This window comes from Martinezella rhizogenes, assembly GCF_007002745.1.
GTDB lineage: Bacteria > Pseudomonadota > Alphaproteobacteria > Rhizobiales > Rhizobiaceae > Agrobacterium > Agrobacterium cucumeris.
Window position 1 is genome coordinate 65,769 of sequence record NZ_SGNY01000007.1, and the last position, 14,659, is coordinate 80,427.

Below are 14,659 nucleotides of genomic sequence, written 5' to 3' on the forward strand. Positions count from 1 at the left end.
TGATGTTTCTATGCTCAGACCGTTGCGGCCTGCCGCGCCGCCTTGCGGCGTTCCACGCGGGCGCGGATGGCATCGACATCCGTGATTGGCGTCGCAGCGAAGAGCTGGCGCGTATAGGGGTGCTTCGGATCGGCGAAGAGTTGCTCGCGCGTCCCCTGCTCCACCGCCACGCCCTTGGAAATGACCATCACATCGTCGGCGATATAACGAACCACCGAGAGATCGTGGCTGACGAAAACGTAGGTCAGTTCGAATTCCTCCTGCAGATCCCGGAGCAGGTTCAACACTTGCGCCTGCACCGAAAGATCGAGCGCGGAAACCGGCTCGTCCAGCACCAGCAGCGCCGGATTGAGCATCAGCGCGCGCGCAATGGCGATGCGCTGGCGCTGGCCGCCGGAGAACATGTGCGGATAACGGTTGAAATGTTCAGGACCAAGACCGACCTTCACCAGCATGGCTTCAGCCCGCTCGCGACGCTCGGAAGCCGGAATTTTCGTGTTGATGATGAGCGGTTCCATCAGCACGTCACCCACCTTCTGGCGCGGATTGAGGCTGCCATAGGGGTTCTGGAACACCATCTGCACCTTGGAACGCATCTGCGTGTCCGGACGTCGTCTGGCGATATCGACCGGCTGGCCTTCAATCTTCAGCTCACCGCCGGATGCCGGGTCGATCAGGGCGATGATGCGGGCAAGCGTCGACTTGCCCGAACCGGATTCGCCGACGATGGCGAGCGTCTTGCCACGCTCGACGGTAAAATCGATACCTTTCAGCGCCTGAACCGTCTTGGCGCCACCGAACAGGCCGCCCGGAACATGATAATCGCGGGTAATGCCCTTGCCTTCGACAACAATGCTCATTGAACGCCCTCCTTGCCGAAGAAATCGGAAACCGTGGGCAGGCGGTCGCCGGTGGCGTTTTCGGGCAGGGCCGAAAGCAATGCCTTGGTATAGGGATGCTGCGGGGCCTCGAAGAGGCTCAAGACATCCGCCTCCTCCATCTTGCGGCCCTTATATTGCACCACAACGCGGTCTGCGGTTTCCGCCACCACGCCCATATCATGGGTGATGAGGATCAGCGCCATGCCGTATTCCGCCTGCAGGTTCATCAAGAGATCGAGAATCTGCTTCTGGATCGTCACGTCAAGCGCGGTGGTCGGCTCGTCGGCGATCAAGAGGCGCGGTTTGGAGGCGATCGCGATGGCGATCATCACGCGCTGGCACTGGCCGCCGGACATCTGGTGCGGATAGGCGTTAAGCTTGGTCTCCGGCTCGGGAATGCCGACAGCGCGGAACAGTTCCAGCGCCCGGGCGCGGGCGGCGGAGCGGCCCATGCCGAGATTGAGGCGCAGCACTTCCTCGATCTGGAACCCGACCGTAAAGGACGGGTTGAGCGAGGCGACCGGCTCCTGGAAGATCATGGTGATCTCGCGGCCGATCACCCTGCGGCGCTCCTGCGGCGACATGGTCAGCAGGTTCTTGCCGTCGAAGGTCATCTCATCGGCGGTAATCGTTGCCGTATCGGGCAGAAGCCCCATGACCGCGAGCATCGATACCGACTTGCCGGAACCGGATTCGCCGACGATGGCCAGCACTTCATGCTTGTCGACGGATACGTCGATGCCGTTGACGGCAATGAAGGCGCCGGTGGCGGTGGCGAATTTGACGGTGAGGTTCTTGATTTTCAGCAGGCTCATCGCTCAGCTCCGCTTCAGTTTGGGATCGAGCGCATCGCGCAGACCGTCGCCCATCAGGTTGATGGCGAGTACCGAAATCAGGATCGTCAGACCGGGAAGGGTGACAACCCACCAGGCGCGCAGAATGAATTCACGCGCTTCGGCCAGCATCGTGCCCCATTCGGAAGCGGGCGGCTGGGCGCCCATGCCGAGGAAGCCGAGGGCCGCTGCATCGAGAACCGCGGACGAGAAGGAGAGCGTCGCCTGCACGATCAGCGGGGCAAGGCAGTTCGGCAGAATGGTCTTGAACATCAGCCGGAAATTGCCGGCACCCGCCACGCGGGCGGCCGTGACATATTCGCGCCTGAGCTCACTCATGACAGCGGCACGCGTCAGGCGGGCAAAATGCGGCTGATAGACGATGGCGATGGCGATCATGGCATTGGTAAGACCCGGGCCGAGGATCGCAACCAGCACCAGTGCCAGAAGCAGCGACGGAAATGCCAGGATGACGTCCATCACGCGCATGATGACGGTATCCACCCAGCCGCCGAAAAAGCCGGCGACGAGACCGATGACGATGCCGCCGACAAGGGCGATGGAAACGACGACGACGCCGATGAACAGCGAATATTGCGCGCCATAGATCAGCCGGGACAGCATGTCGCGACCGACCGCATCGGTGCCGAAGAAGAAGCCGGCACGGCCGCCTTCCTGCCAGACCGGCGGGACAAGCAGCGCATCGCGATATTGCTGCGTCGGGTCATGCGGCGCGATCAGCGGTGCGAAAACCGCCACCAGCACCAGAAGAGTAAAGACGGCAAGGCCGATGACGGCGCCACGGTTCTGACGGAAGTAGAACCAGAAATCGGCGATCATCCGGCGGCGGATGGCGGCGTCCGAAAGACGGACGCCGGGGGTGGTGGTCACATCGCTCATTTGTGACGGATCCTCGGATTGATGAGGCCATAGGTCAAATCGACAAGCAGGTTGACGACCATTACCAGGCCCGCAATCAGCAGCAGGCCGCTCTGCACGACCGGATAGTCGCGGCGCGAGATGGAATCGATCATCCACTTGCCGATGCCCGGCCAGGAAAAGATGGTTTCGGTCAGGATGGCACCCGCCATCAGCACGCCAATCTGCAGGCCGATGGTGGTGATGACCGGGATCATGGCGTTGCGCAGCGCATGCACGCCGACCACGCGGGAGGCCGACATGCCTTTTGCACGGGCGGTGCGGACATAATCCTCACCCAAAACTTCCAGCATGGCCGAGCGCGTCTGGCGCGCAATCACCGCCAGCGGAATGGTGGCAAGCACCACCGAGGGCAGGATGAGATGCGAAAGGGCCGAGACGAAAGCGCCCTTCTGCCCCGAAATCAGGCTGTCGATCAGCATGAAACCAGTGACGGAGGGGAAGAAATACATCAGCGAGATGCGGCCCGACACCGGCGTCCATTGCAGGATGCCGGAGAACATGATGATCAGCAGCAGGCCCCACCAGAAGATCGGCATGGAGAAGCCCACCAGCGCGGTCGTCATGGAAATCTGATCGAACCACGAGCCACGGCGAATGGCGGCGATGACGCCGACCGGCACGCCGATCAGGGTGGCGATGATGATGGCAACGAGGCCAAGCTCAACCGTCGCGGGGAAGAGCGACAGGAACTCGGTCAGAACAGGCTTCTTGGTGACCAGCGAATTGCCGAGATCGCCCTGAAGCAGCCGTCCGAGGAAATGCAGATATTGCTGCCAGATGGGCTGGGAAAAGCCGAGCTGTTCGGCAAGCTGTGCATGCCGCTCAGGCGATATGCCCCGTTCGCCAGCCATTAGCAGCACGGGATCGCCCGGCAGAACGCGCACGAAGGCGAAGGCGACGATGGTGATCCCGAGGAAGGTCGGAACGAGATAGAGAAGTTTGCCGAGAATGAACCGGATCATGGTTTTTTCCTGAAAAGACGCGCGGAAGAACAGGGTTCTTCCGCGCGTCCTGTTGTTTGGGATTACTCCGCGATATCGACGGATTCGAAGGTGAAGTCGCCAAGCGGGCTCATGGTGAAGCCGGAAACCTTGGCGGACATCGGAACGAACTGCGTGGAGTGCGCAAGCGTCGCCCACGGAGCCTGTTCCTTGAAGATCACCTGCGCCTGCTCATAAAGCTTGGTGCGCTCGGCAACGTCAGTGGTCTGCTTTGCCTTGGAAAGCAGATCGGAGAACTCCTTGTTGCACCACTGCGCGCGGTTTGCACCACCTTCGCCGGTTGCGGCGCAGGAGAGCAGAACGCCCATGAAGTTGTCAGGGTCACCGTTATCGCCGGTCCAGCCGAGGATGACGGCACCGTCGCGGTTCACTTCGGTCGACTTCTTGAGATATTCACCCCATTCGAAGGAGACGATCTCGGCCTTGACGCCAACCTTCGCAAAATCCGACTGGATCAGCTCGGCCGTGCGGCGTGCGTTCGGCATGTAAGGACGCTGAACCGGCATCGCCCAGATCTTCATCGTCAGATCCTTGACGCCAGCCGCTTCAAGAGCCTTCTTGGCGGCTTCCGGATCGTACGGGTCGTCCTTGATGCTGTCGTTGTAAGACCACATTGTCGGCGGGATCGGGTTCTTGGCAACCTGGCCGGCGCCCTGGAACACGGCATCGATGATTGCCTGCTTGTTCATCGCCATATTCAGCGCCTTGCGGACTTCCGGCTTGTCGAAAGGCGCAACGGTCGTGTTGTAGGCGAAGTAAGCGACGTTCAGACCCGGCTGCTCATCGAGCTTGAGGTTCTTGTCGGCGCGGATGGTGTCCAGATCGGCCGGAGCCGGATAGGGCATCAGGTGGCATTCGCCGGCCTTCAGCTTCTGCAGGCGCACGGCGGCGTCAGGCGTGATCGCGAAGATCAGATCGTCGATCTTCGGCGCGTCACCCCAGTAGTCGGCATTCTTCTGGTAGCGGATGACCGCGTCCTTCTGATAGGCGACGAACTTGAACGGACCGGTGCCGATCGGCAGGTTGTTGAAGTCTTCCTTGGTGCCGGCCTTGTCAAGCGTATCGGCATACTCCTTCGAGACGATCGAAGCGAAAGGCATGGCGATGTTGGCGAGGAACGGTGCTTCAGGGCGCGTCAGCACGAACTTGACGGTGTAATCGTCAACCTTGACGATTTCCTTGATCAGCGACGGCATTTCCATGGAGTTGTAATATTCGTAGGTGATACCTGCGACATACTGGTTCCACGGGTTCTTCGCGTCACCCTGGCGGTTGTAGCTGAAGATCACGTCATCGGCGTTGAAATCGCGGCTCGGCGTGAACTTCTCGTTGGAGTGCCACTTTACGCCCTTGCGCAGGTGGAACGTATATTCGAGGCCATCGCTCGAAACATCCCATTTTTCCGCAAGGCCCGGCTCGACTTCGGTCGTGCCCTTCTTGAACTCGGTCAGGCGGTTATAGACCGGATGCGCGGAAGCATCGAAGGTGCCGCCGGCGGTGTAGGGCGACGGATCGAAGCCTTCCGGCGATGCCTCGGAGCAATAAACGAAGGTCTTCGCCATGGCAGGCATGGCGGAAGTGATCGCAATCGCAGAGGCGATAAGCAAACTGCGGGTCAGCGTTTTCATCTGGTGGTCCTTTCCCTCTTTTTCTGAGTTCCTGCGGCCCCGTTTGAGGGGCCTACCTCTTCTGGTCAGCAGCGGCACGCAACCCGTGCCGCTATTCGGTCCTTTGCCTCCCGACCAATTACCCGGCGACCGGCTGAAACAGCCGGTCGAGGTTCTTTTCCGGCGGGCAGAACCAGCGCGGTCCCGCCTCCGTCATATAAACAATGTCCTCAAGACGGACGCCGCATTCCCCATAAACGCACAGCATGGGCTCGATGGAAAAGCACATTCCCGGTTCAAGCGCCGTCGCATTTCCTGCAACGATATAGGGTTCTTCGTGAATATCCAGCCCAAGCCCGTGGCCGGTGCGATGCGGCAGACCCGGAACCTGATAATCCGGGCCGAACCCGGCCGCTTTCAGGCTGTCGCGTGCGGCCTTGTCGACATCGGAACACGCAGCACCGATGTGGGCCGCGGCAAAGGCCGCAGCCTGCGCATCGCGTTCAGCGTTCCAGAGGAAGCGCTGCCGTTCGGTCGGCTGGCCAAAGACATAGGTGCGGGTGATGTCGGAACGGTAGCCATGAAGAATGGCGCCGAGATCGACCAGCACCATATCGCCTTCGTTCAACGTCTGCGCATAGGGCACGCCATGCGGATAGGCCGTGGCCTCGCCGAACTGCACCGCCACAAAAAGCGGTTTCATGCCAAGGGCGATATGAGCGGCATTCACGAAATCAGCCACTTCGGTGGTGGAAATGCCGGGACGAAGCCCTTCGAATACGGCCTTCTGCACGCCGTAACTTGCATCCATCGCCGTCTGGATAAGGGCGATTTCAGCCGCGGACTTGACCTGTCGCTGGGCGACGATCATCGGCTGGGCGGACATGATCCGCCCTTCCAGACGCTGCATCAGGGCAGATGCGAAAACAAATGGTGTAGCGGGATCGATGGCGACAAGATGACCGGCACAGGAAAGCGCCGCAACGCGTCCTGCCATCACGTCAAAGGGATTTTCATCCTCTTCCCAGACGGCGACTTCGCCCTTGATGCGAATGAGGGTCTGGAGTTTCGGCTCTTCGAATGTCGGGCTGATATAGATCGGCGCGCCCTCGGCCGGCACCAGAGCGCCATGAATTCGCTCGGAAAGGCCAAGCGACAGGCCGGTATAATAGGTCAGCGACGATGATGCATCGAGCCAGACCGCCTTGACATTGTCCTGGATCATCCGCGCCTGAAGGCCGCGTAGCCGCAACCTGAGCTCGTCTTCAGCGATCGATGAAACCGCGATCGGCTGAAACCGCTTCAGCGCCTCTTGAAAGTCTGCCATTCTCTCCCCGCCGCTTTCGGGCGCACAGACACAAGCGTGTCGGCCACCTCCCAAGCGTTCTTTTGCCCATGCTTAAACACAGGCCGGGGCCTAAGCAATGGGCCAGCACCACGCACCGCCACAAAACTGTGCATATTCATCTAGACATAACGAAATCGTGATCGATGCGCGTCCGATTCCCGTTCCGATTGCCTTGACGGGAAAAATGAAAATCCCCCGGAAATTCGGGGGCCAGTGGAATATTCCGCGCGCCTGGCCAGCGCGCTGAAACGCACCCACAGAAAGAACATCAAAAAAAGAAGGTCCGGAAAAGGAAAAAGCCTGCCGCGGGAGGAGGTGCGGCAGGCTTCAAACTTGATCGGCGACTGGGAGGAGGAGTGCCACCGATCCACATCGAGCGACGCTGGGAGGAGGAGTGCGTCGCTTCGATGATTGGAATATAGCGACATCTGCGATTTTTAACAGAGCAAGTCTCGCAATGCAGCATTGCATTTTTGCATAGCTTCAAAATACCTGCCCGGTTTTTCAGCACTCCCCAAAACCCGTCGAAATCAGCTTTCGCGATAGACCTGAAAACCGGCAAAGGACTGGTTGACCGGCATGAGTTCGAGGCTGTTGATATTGATGTGTTTAGGCTGCGAGGCGACCCAATAGATCGTATTGGCGATATCGTCTGCCGTGATCGGATTGACACCCTTATAAAGATTGTCCGACGCATCCTGGTTGCCGCCGGTGCGCACCAGTGTGAATTCGGTTTCGCACATGCCGGGTTCGATGGAAGTGACGCGCACGCCCTTGCCATGCAGGTCCGAACGAAGGCCCAGCGAGAACTGCCGCAGGAAAGCTTTCGTGCCGGCATAAACGTTGCCGCCGGCATAGGGCCAGTGCGCGGCGACCGAAGAGAGGTTGACGACAATACCCTTACGCTCGATCAGCGTGGGCAATAGAAGGTGAGTGACGTTCAACAGGCCGGTGATATTGGTGTTCACCATGGTCTGCCAGTCTTTCAGCGGCACCTGCGGCGCGGGCGCCGTGCCAAGCGCAAGGCCGGCATTGTTGACGAGAATGTCGATATCCCGGAAGCCCTCCGGCAACGCAGCCAGCGCCTTTGCCGTCGCATCCTCATCGGTAATGTCGAAAGCGGCACCATGGAAGGCCGAGCCGAGTTCCGCCGCTAGCGCCTCCAGCCGTTCCGCCCGCCGGCCTGTGCCGATGACCTTCCAGCCTTCCCTGATGAAGCGCCGCGCCGTAGCCTGGCCGAAACCGGATGTGGCGCCGGTGATAAGAATGGTACCGCTCATGATGATGTCTCCGCTAATTTCGTTCTGTCAGGATCAGTCTGTCCCAGTAATTTCTCCGCCGCCGCCGCAAGGCAGCGTTTATAGGCGTCGAGGTCCGTATAGAGCGCCTCTTCAGGCGCATTGCCGACAATGATGACCCCACCGCGCCGCACAATTCCACCATGCAGCATGAGATTGTCGACCATGTCGAAATTCTCGATCGACAGCCCGTCCGGCCCGCGATAACGGCCCGTTTCATCGATGGTGGCAACACCGCCATAATGCGCCTTGATGCGGGTGAAGTGATTGGCCGCGACATTGGTATAGGCGAAAACCGGCTTGCCCAGCGCGCACATGAAACCCAGCTCAAAGCTTGTTCCCGTATCGGCGGCGATACCGCGAAACGGTGTGAGATTGGCAATCACCGCATCCGCTTCCAGCATCATCCGCTCGTCAACGGCATTGATGTTGCAGCCATGGCCGATCCGGGTATCCGCCGGCGGAATCTGCAGATCACCCGGTGAAAGCGGCGTAAAACCGGCATCCCGGGCCAGCGAGGCCTTGAGATCGAGCATTTCACGCGCGTTCGGGAGGAAGACTTCCGGTCCGGCGAGATAGATTTTCTTTGTCATCGGGAATTCATGCGTTTTGTAAGAAAAGGATTTCCCGAACCTAACCCGGGGACTTTCGCAAAGGCAAGCGCGAAGCCACGCCGAACCGACCCATAAAACGGTATCATCAGGCCATTCTTTCCGTTATAGCCGGAGCAACCGACTGCAATTTCTGGAGCAAGACATGGCCGCAACCATTCGCTATCACGAAGGCGATATTTCCGCCGAAGATACCGCGCGTTATACCGGGGCCATCGCAATCGACACGGAAACACTCGGGCTGGTGCCGCGCCGCGACCGTCTCTGTGTCGTCCAGCTTTCGCCGGGCGATGGCACTGCGGATGTCATCCGTATCGCCGCCGGACAGAAACAGGCCCCCAACCTCGTGCGCATGCTCGAAGATCCCGCCCACCAGAAGATCTTTCATTATGGCCGTTTCGATATTGCCGTCCTGTTCCACACCTTTGGCGTGACAACCACGCCGGTTTTCTGCACCAAGATCGCCTCCCGCCTCACCCGCACCTATACCGACCGGCACGGCCTGAAGGACAATCTGAAGGAGATGCTGGAAGTCGATATTTCCAAGGCGCAGCAATCCTCCGACTGGGCCGCGGAGACGCTATCGCCCGCCCAGCTCGAATATGCCGCCTCCGATGTGCTGCACCTGCACGCGCTGCGCGACAAGCTGACCCACCGCCTTGTGCGCGATGGCCGCCTTGATCATGCCGACGCCTGTTTCGCGTTTCTGCCGACCCGCGCCAAGCTCGATCTTCTCGGCTGGGAAGAAACGGATATTTTCGCCCATAGCTGAGCGTTTTTACGCCTGGTTAAGCACTGATTTACCGAATTTGCCTATTCTCGGCCGCAACTTTGGGTGGCCGGGATTTTTCAGATGATTACTCCGCTGCAGCAGACAGCCAGGATAGCCGTCAGCGACCTCATGCGGTCGATGGTCGAGACTATCGAGGAACGTCAGCGCGAAGAGCAGGAAAAGGCGAACGGCACCAAAAAGGATGAGGCGGTCAAGACCCAGCCGCAACCAGACCAAAGCCAGCGTGTCGCCAATGAAAAGATAAGCGCCTATCTGTTCGGCATCATGAAACCGGACCCGGATGCCTTCGCCTCGCTCGTCTCCCGCTTCTCCTCCGCCCTTGGTGTCACCCAGGAAAAGGACGAATCGAGCTTCTCGTTTGCGCGAAGACTTCAGGACGCGCTGACCCTGACAGGCGGCTTTGAAAAGGCCGATGCGCAGGGGAAAGCCACGACAATTTCCCTGAAATCCTTCGGCGTTTCGGAAGCACAGGTCGTAGACGTGCTGAACAATGGCGCCACCGCCAAGACCGACCCCATGGCCGCCCTTGCCGCCCGCATTGCAGAAAGCGCTGGCCTGACGGGCAAGGAAGAGGATTTCGGTGTGCAGATGTCGGATGCCATCATGGCAGCGCGTGCGACCTTGCCGAAAAGCATCAACGATCTTGAAGAATCCACCGGCCTGAAGGAACTCGGCGTTTCAGCCCAGCAGATGATCGCCGCCATCGCCAATCCCTTCGGCGACGCGGCACGCGCCGTGAAGGATGCCCTGAACGAGCAGGCGCAGGGCACCCTGTTCATGACACGCGAAACGATGAAGGTCATCCAGCGCCTGGAAGATGTCGCCGACCCGAAAACCAAGGAAGAATTGCAGGCCGAGCGCGGCGAAAATCGCATCGGCGAAGTCAACGATGCCGAGGTGAAGGCCGAGCGGGAACAGGATATCCAGAGCCGCGACGCGCAGGGAAAACTCGAGGATGTGCAGGAACTTCAGGAGGTCGTGAAGGAACACAACGACGCTTCCGCCGGTGAAAAAACGGATGGCGCGGAGGGGCAAGGTCCGGTCGATATTTCATCGGAAATCGCCCTGATTTCTGTGCTTGCGGCCGCGCCGGACGAAGAAGCTACCCCGGCTGAAAACGATAATGCGCCTGCAGAGGCGGGTAAGGCCAAAACAGACGCGACCACCACACCGGCCGATGCGGAAGCATTGCTGGACGCGATGGCGGTTGTCGATGACGCCCGCAGCGCCATTTTGCCGATCTCGATCGACGATAACGGTCTTTATGAACTGCTGAAGAAAAAGGCGGCATGATTGCCGCTTGCGACCGTATTTGAGCGAAACATGATGTGAGTTCAGACATGTCCGATATTTCCGGCCTATCCGGCAGCGCCGGCCTCGATGCCGAACCGAATACCGCGCAGGCATTGCTCTCGATAGCGGCCCCGCCACTCGCCCCGGATAACGCGAACTTCCTCGCGCCCGGCGAGGATGACGACACCATCGATCCCGTGGAAATTCGACCCGAGAGAAGCTTTCCCAAGGCGAGCTGGCTCGATGCCATGCCGCCGGAGGCCATGGAAGTGCCCGTCAGCGAACCCGACCACATTTCCTCGGTCAATTCCGACGATAACGGGCTTTACCGCATGTTCATCGGCGTTTCGCCGTGAGCGGAGCCATCCGGCACAATTTATGGTTAGCCAAATATTAATCTCTGCGCGGCAAGCTTCGACTTGATGATTCTGTGTGTGCCGAAGAGAGCTGGCATTCGCGCCAGCGGCATATACGGGCGCTCCCGCATGAGCGGGCGAGATGACACCTGTACATCACCGGCGCGGCAATCTTTCAACAGACGGGCCAGACGCGAACCAGAGAGCCAGTGTGGATTGGCCCTTTCGCAAGCCAGCGGCGGTAATCGATAGGAACGGAGCGCACCCATGTTACCGCCTGTAACGAAAATTTCGGCAGCCGATGCCGCCTATGGAACGACAGTTCCGCCGGCGACCCGCGGGCAGCCGAAAGACGCCGTGATCCCGCAGGTGACCAATCCTGCTCCCGACAATGGCAGCAGTATTTTTGCCAAAGCCGCGGTCGCCTCGCTGACCAGCGAATTTCAACTTTCCCGCAGCACCGCCGTACTGGCGGAAACGCTCGGTAAATTGATGAACCTGCCACGGCGCGACGGCGAAGCCATCGAGACTTATGTGGTGCGCCTGACGGACGCGCTGCGCACCATGCCCCCCGCGCAACGCCTGGCGCTGGAACAGCAGGTCAGCAAGGCCCTGCAGGGCTTGAGCCTTTCGATGCTGGCCGAAATTCTGAAACAGCCCACTGGTCCGGAAGCGGCCCGTCTCGCCCTGCTGATCGAGCTTTCCCGCTATAAGGGAATGGATCTGGCAGCGAAAGCGGTGGTTTCTTCCTATCAGCAAAACAATCCCGCCAGTTCGGCACCCACGCAGCCGAGACCCCAGAGCCGCCAAAGCCAGAATTCCGGAAACCACCAGAATGCCGCTGCGGCTGCGCAACCGGCAAGCGCGGCAGCGACCGCCCGACTTCTGCCTTTGCTCATCAGTCCGCTCGCCCTCGGTGGCGCAGCGATAAAAAACGTCATCGCGGCGCAGATAGGGCCACCGGATCTACGGGCGAGCCTTTCCGCACCGGCAACAGACATGCCCGAACCTGCGCCGGCAGCCTCAAAACCGGAGGGAAAAGCGGGAGGTGTGGGACGCCCGCCTCAATCACCCGCAGGCAACGTGACCAGGGAAATAACGGCAGAGGCACGCCTGGCAAACTCGCCGCGGGCTGAAAATGGCGAGATGCGCCCGGCGCTCCCCCTTCGGGATATGATGAAGGCGGAGCAGAAGGAAATGCGCACGCCCCTGCCCCAGTCTTCTGGCCAGTCTTCTGGCCAACCTGCGGGCGATGCCAAGACCATGGAAAACCTGCTGCTCGCCGCCCTTGCCGGAAAACTTCCCTCCAGAGCCGCGCCCGGCGCGCAATCACCTTTCCCGCCGCCGGGCACCGCGCCGCAGCAGCTCGAGAATCAGCCGGCCGAAAAGACCGCGGTGCCGACGCCGCTCATCCATCCCTCCGGCGAGGAGGCGGAGACGATTGCCAACCGTCCGGAGGCCCAGCCCCTCCCCCGCGCAGCACTCGATCCGGAAACGAGAATGGCGATGCTCGAACAATCGGCCTCACAATCGCTGATCGCCGCCGCTCTCGCAAAAGACGGCACACCGCTGCCGCTGGTCGCCTATCCGCCAGCGGAAGAGGATTATGAATCGGAAACACCACCCCGCGGTGGCGGCCCGTTCTCTGAAGATGAAGCGGAAGGCGAAGCTGACGGCGAAAACGCCGAAGCTCCGGAAGAGGCGGAAGAGCGGCTGGCCGCCAATGACGAGACCGGAGAACAGGAAAGCCCACCGGAAGCGGCTTACGACGATAGCGCGGAAAATTATTATCTCAGAATGAGCGGCATGCTCTGAGTTTCAGGTGACCACCCGTCTCCGATGACGCGAAAACTGCGCCAATAAAAAACCCGCCGGAAAATTCCGGCGGGTTCTTCATTTCAAAAGATCAGAGCGATTATTCGCCGCGGTTCTTCAGAGCCGCGCCGAGGATGTCGCCGAGCGAAGCGCCCGAGTCGGAAGAACCGAACTGTGCGACGGCTTCCTTCTCTTCAGCGATTTCCAGAGCCTTGATCGAAAGCATGACCTTGCGATCCTTCTTGGAGAAGTTGACGACGCGAGCGTCGAAAACCTGGCCAACCGAGAAACGCTCCGGACGCTGATCGTCGCGATCGCGTGCGAGGTCGTTGCGGCGGATGAAGGAGGTGAGGTCTTCGTGGTTTACGAGCTTCACTTCAACGCCACCGTCGTTAACGGCGATGACTTCGCACGAAACAACAGCGTTCTTGCGCAGGTCGCCGGACGAAGCGGCTTCGCCGACAGCATCCTTGCCAAGCTGCTTGATGCCGAGCGAGATGCGTTCCTTCTCGACGTCAACGTCAAGAACGACAGCCTTGACGACGTCACCCTTGTTGAACTCTTCGATGACCTGCTCGCCCGGACGGTTCCAGTCGAGATCCGACAGGTGAACCATGCCGTCGACATCGCCTTCGAGGCCGATGAACAGACCGAATTCGGTCTTGTTCTTGACTTCGCCCTCAACTTCAGTGCCGGCCGGATGGCTGTAGGCAAATGCCTGCCACGGGTTTTCCAGCGTCTGCTTGAGGCCGAGCGAGATACGGCGCTTGGACGGATCGACTTCGAGAACGACAACGTCGACTTCCTGGCTCGTGGACAGGATCTTGCCGGGATGTACGTTCTTCTTGGTCCAGGACATTTCGGAAATGTGGATCAGGCCTTCGATGCCCGGCTCCAGCTCAACGAATGCACCGTAGTCGGTGATGTTCGTGACCGTACCGGAGATCTTCTTGCCAACCGGGTACTTGGCGGAGATGCCATCCCACGGATCGGACTCGAGCTGCTTCATGCCGAGCGAGATACGGTGGGTTTCCTGGTTGATGCGGATGATCTGAACCTTGACCTGCTGGCCAATGTTGAGGATTTCCGAAGGATGGTTGACGCGGCGCCATGCCATGTCGGTAACGTGCAGCAGGCCGTCGATGCCGCCGAGGTCAACGAACGCACCGTAATCGGTGATGTTCTTGACGACGCCGTCAACAACCTGGCCTTCTTCGAGGTTCTGAACGATTTCAGAACGCTGCTCGGCACGCGACTCTTCGAGAACCGTACGGCGCGAAACAACGATGTTGCCGCGACGCTTGTCCATCTTGAGGATTTCGAAGGGCTGCGGGTTGTGCATCAGCGGGGTAACGTCGCGGATCGGACGGATGTCGACCTGCGAACGCGGAAGGAAGGCAACGGCGCCGTCCAGATCGACGGTGAAACCACCCTTGACCTGGTTGAAGATAACGCCTTCGACGCGCTCGCCAGCTTCGAACTTGGCTTCGAGCTTGACCCAGCTTTCTTCGCGGCGAGCCTTCTCGCGCGACAGAACGGCTTCGCCGAGAGCGTTTTCGATGCGCTCGACGTAAACTTCGACTTCGTCGCCGACCTTCAGCGTGCCGTCCTTGGACTTCGCGCCGAATTCCTTCAACGGTACGCGGCCTTCAACCTTGAGGCCAACGTCGACGATGGCAACGTCCTTCTCGATTGCCGTTACGATACCCTTGGCAACATAGCCTTCGGCAAGATCGTTGGAGGCAAAGGATTCTTCGAGAAGCGCTGCGAAATCTTCGCGCGTGGGGGTAGATACTGACATGAAATCTCCTGGTTGCATCCGCACTAAGGCGAATACAAAAGCGCCGGTGGGCTAGTGTTGTTGATACCCGAACCCATGCC

Annotated in this window: 13 protein-coding genes; 4 read left to right on the forward strand and 9 right to left on the reverse strand. The window is 59.8% G+C overall.

Going from position 1 to position 14,659, the window contains the following annotated elements; all coding sequences use genetic code 11:
- Positions 1 to 14 precede the first annotated feature (14 nt).
- From EXN68_RS19500 to EXN68_RS19540, 8 genes are all read right to left on the reverse strand, one after another.
- Positions 15 to 860 carry an ATP-binding cassette domain-containing protein gene (locus tag EXN68_RS19500; protein ID WP_142842439.1) on the reverse strand — a complete coding sequence of 282 codons (846 nt, stop codon included), beginning with the start codon at positions 858 to 860 and terminating at the stop codon, positions 15 to 17.
- Entirely contained in the window at positions 857 to 1,696 is an 840-nt protein-coding gene (locus tag EXN68_RS19505) for an ABC transporter ATP-binding protein (RefSeq protein ID WP_142842440.1), read from the reverse strand. The genes EXN68_RS19500 and EXN68_RS19505 overlap by 4 nt, the downstream gene beginning before the upstream one ends.
- A gap of 3 nt (positions 1,697 to 1,699) precedes the next feature.
- Positions 1,700 to 2,614 (reverse strand): ABC transporter permease subunit, encoded by a 915-nt coding sequence (locus tag EXN68_RS19510; RefSeq protein ID WP_046801723.1) that lies wholly within the window; start codon positions 2,612 to 2,614, stop codon positions 1,700 to 1,702.
- Positions 2,611 to 3,618 (reverse strand): ABC transporter permease subunit, encoded by a 1,008-nt coding sequence (locus tag EXN68_RS19515; RefSeq protein WP_142842441.1) that lies wholly within the window; start codon positions 3,616 to 3,618, stop codon positions 2,611 to 2,613. The genes EXN68_RS19510 and EXN68_RS19515 overlap by 4 nt, the downstream gene beginning before the upstream one ends.
- A gap of 62 nt (positions 3,619 to 3,680) precedes the next feature.
- Positions 3,681 to 5,285, reverse strand: a complete 1,605-nt coding sequence (locus EXN68_RS19520; protein ID WP_142842442.1) for an ABC transporter substrate-binding protein — start codon at positions 5,283 to 5,285, stop codon at positions 3,681 to 3,683.
- A 118-nt stretch (positions 5,286 to 5,403) separates the two neighbouring features.
- Positions 5,404 to 6,591, reverse strand: a complete 1,188-nt coding sequence (locus tag EXN68_RS19525; protein WP_142842443.1) for a M24 family metallopeptidase — start codon at positions 6,589 to 6,591, stop codon at positions 5,404 to 5,406.
- Positions 6,592 to 7,142: 551 nt separating this feature from the next.
- Positions 7,143 to 7,892 carry an SDR family oxidoreductase gene (locus EXN68_RS19535; RefSeq protein WP_142842444.1) on the reverse strand — a complete coding sequence of 250 codons (750 nt, stop codon included), beginning with the start codon at positions 7,890 to 7,892 and terminating at the stop codon, positions 7,143 to 7,145.
- Positions 7,889 to 8,503, reverse strand: coding sequence for a nucleoside 2-deoxyribosyltransferase (locus EXN68_RS19540; protein WP_142842445.1), 615 nt, complete (start codon positions 8,501 to 8,503; stop codon positions 7,889 to 7,891). The genes EXN68_RS19535 and EXN68_RS19540 overlap by 4 nt, the downstream gene beginning before the upstream one ends.
- Positions 8,504 to 8,666: 163 nt before the next feature.
- Here EXN68_RS19540 and EXN68_RS19545 point away from each other — a divergent pair, with 163 nt between their 5' ends.
- The 4 genes from EXN68_RS19545 (at position 8,667) to EXN68_RS19560 (ending at position 12,778) form a co-directional block, all read left to right on the forward strand.
- Entirely contained in the window at positions 8,667 to 9,293 is a 627-nt protein-coding gene (locus tag EXN68_RS19545; RefSeq protein ID WP_046801718.1) for a ribonuclease D, read from the forward strand.
- Between the two features lie 81 nt (positions 9,294 to 9,374).
- Complete coding sequence (locus EXN68_RS19550) at positions 9,375 to 10,607, forward strand: hypothetical protein (RefSeq protein ID WP_142842446.1); 1,233 nt, start codon at positions 9,375 to 9,377, stop codon at positions 10,605 to 10,607.
- 47 nt (positions 10,608 to 10,654) lie between these two features.
- Positions 10,655 to 10,963: a hypothetical protein gene (locus EXN68_RS19555; RefSeq protein WP_046801717.1), complete on the forward strand. Its 309-nt coding sequence runs from the start codon at positions 10,655 to 10,657 to the stop codon at positions 10,961 to 10,963.
- 267 nt (positions 10,964 to 11,230) lie between these two features.
- Positions 11,231 to 12,778 carry a hypothetical protein gene (locus EXN68_RS19560; RefSeq protein WP_142842447.1) on the forward strand — a complete coding sequence of 516 codons (1,548 nt, stop codon included), beginning with the start codon at positions 11,231 to 11,233 and terminating at the stop codon, positions 12,776 to 12,778.
- A gap of 100 nt (positions 12,779 to 12,878) precedes the next feature.
- Here the strand turns inward: EXN68_RS19560 and rpsA are convergent, their stop codons facing one another.
- Positions 12,879 to 14,579 carry a 30S ribosomal protein S1 gene (gene rpsA, locus EXN68_RS19565; protein WP_046801715.1) on the reverse strand — a complete coding sequence of 567 codons (1,701 nt, stop codon included), beginning with the start codon at positions 14,577 to 14,579 and terminating at the stop codon, positions 12,879 to 12,881.
- Between the last annotated feature and the right edge of the window lie 80 nt (positions 14,580 to 14,659).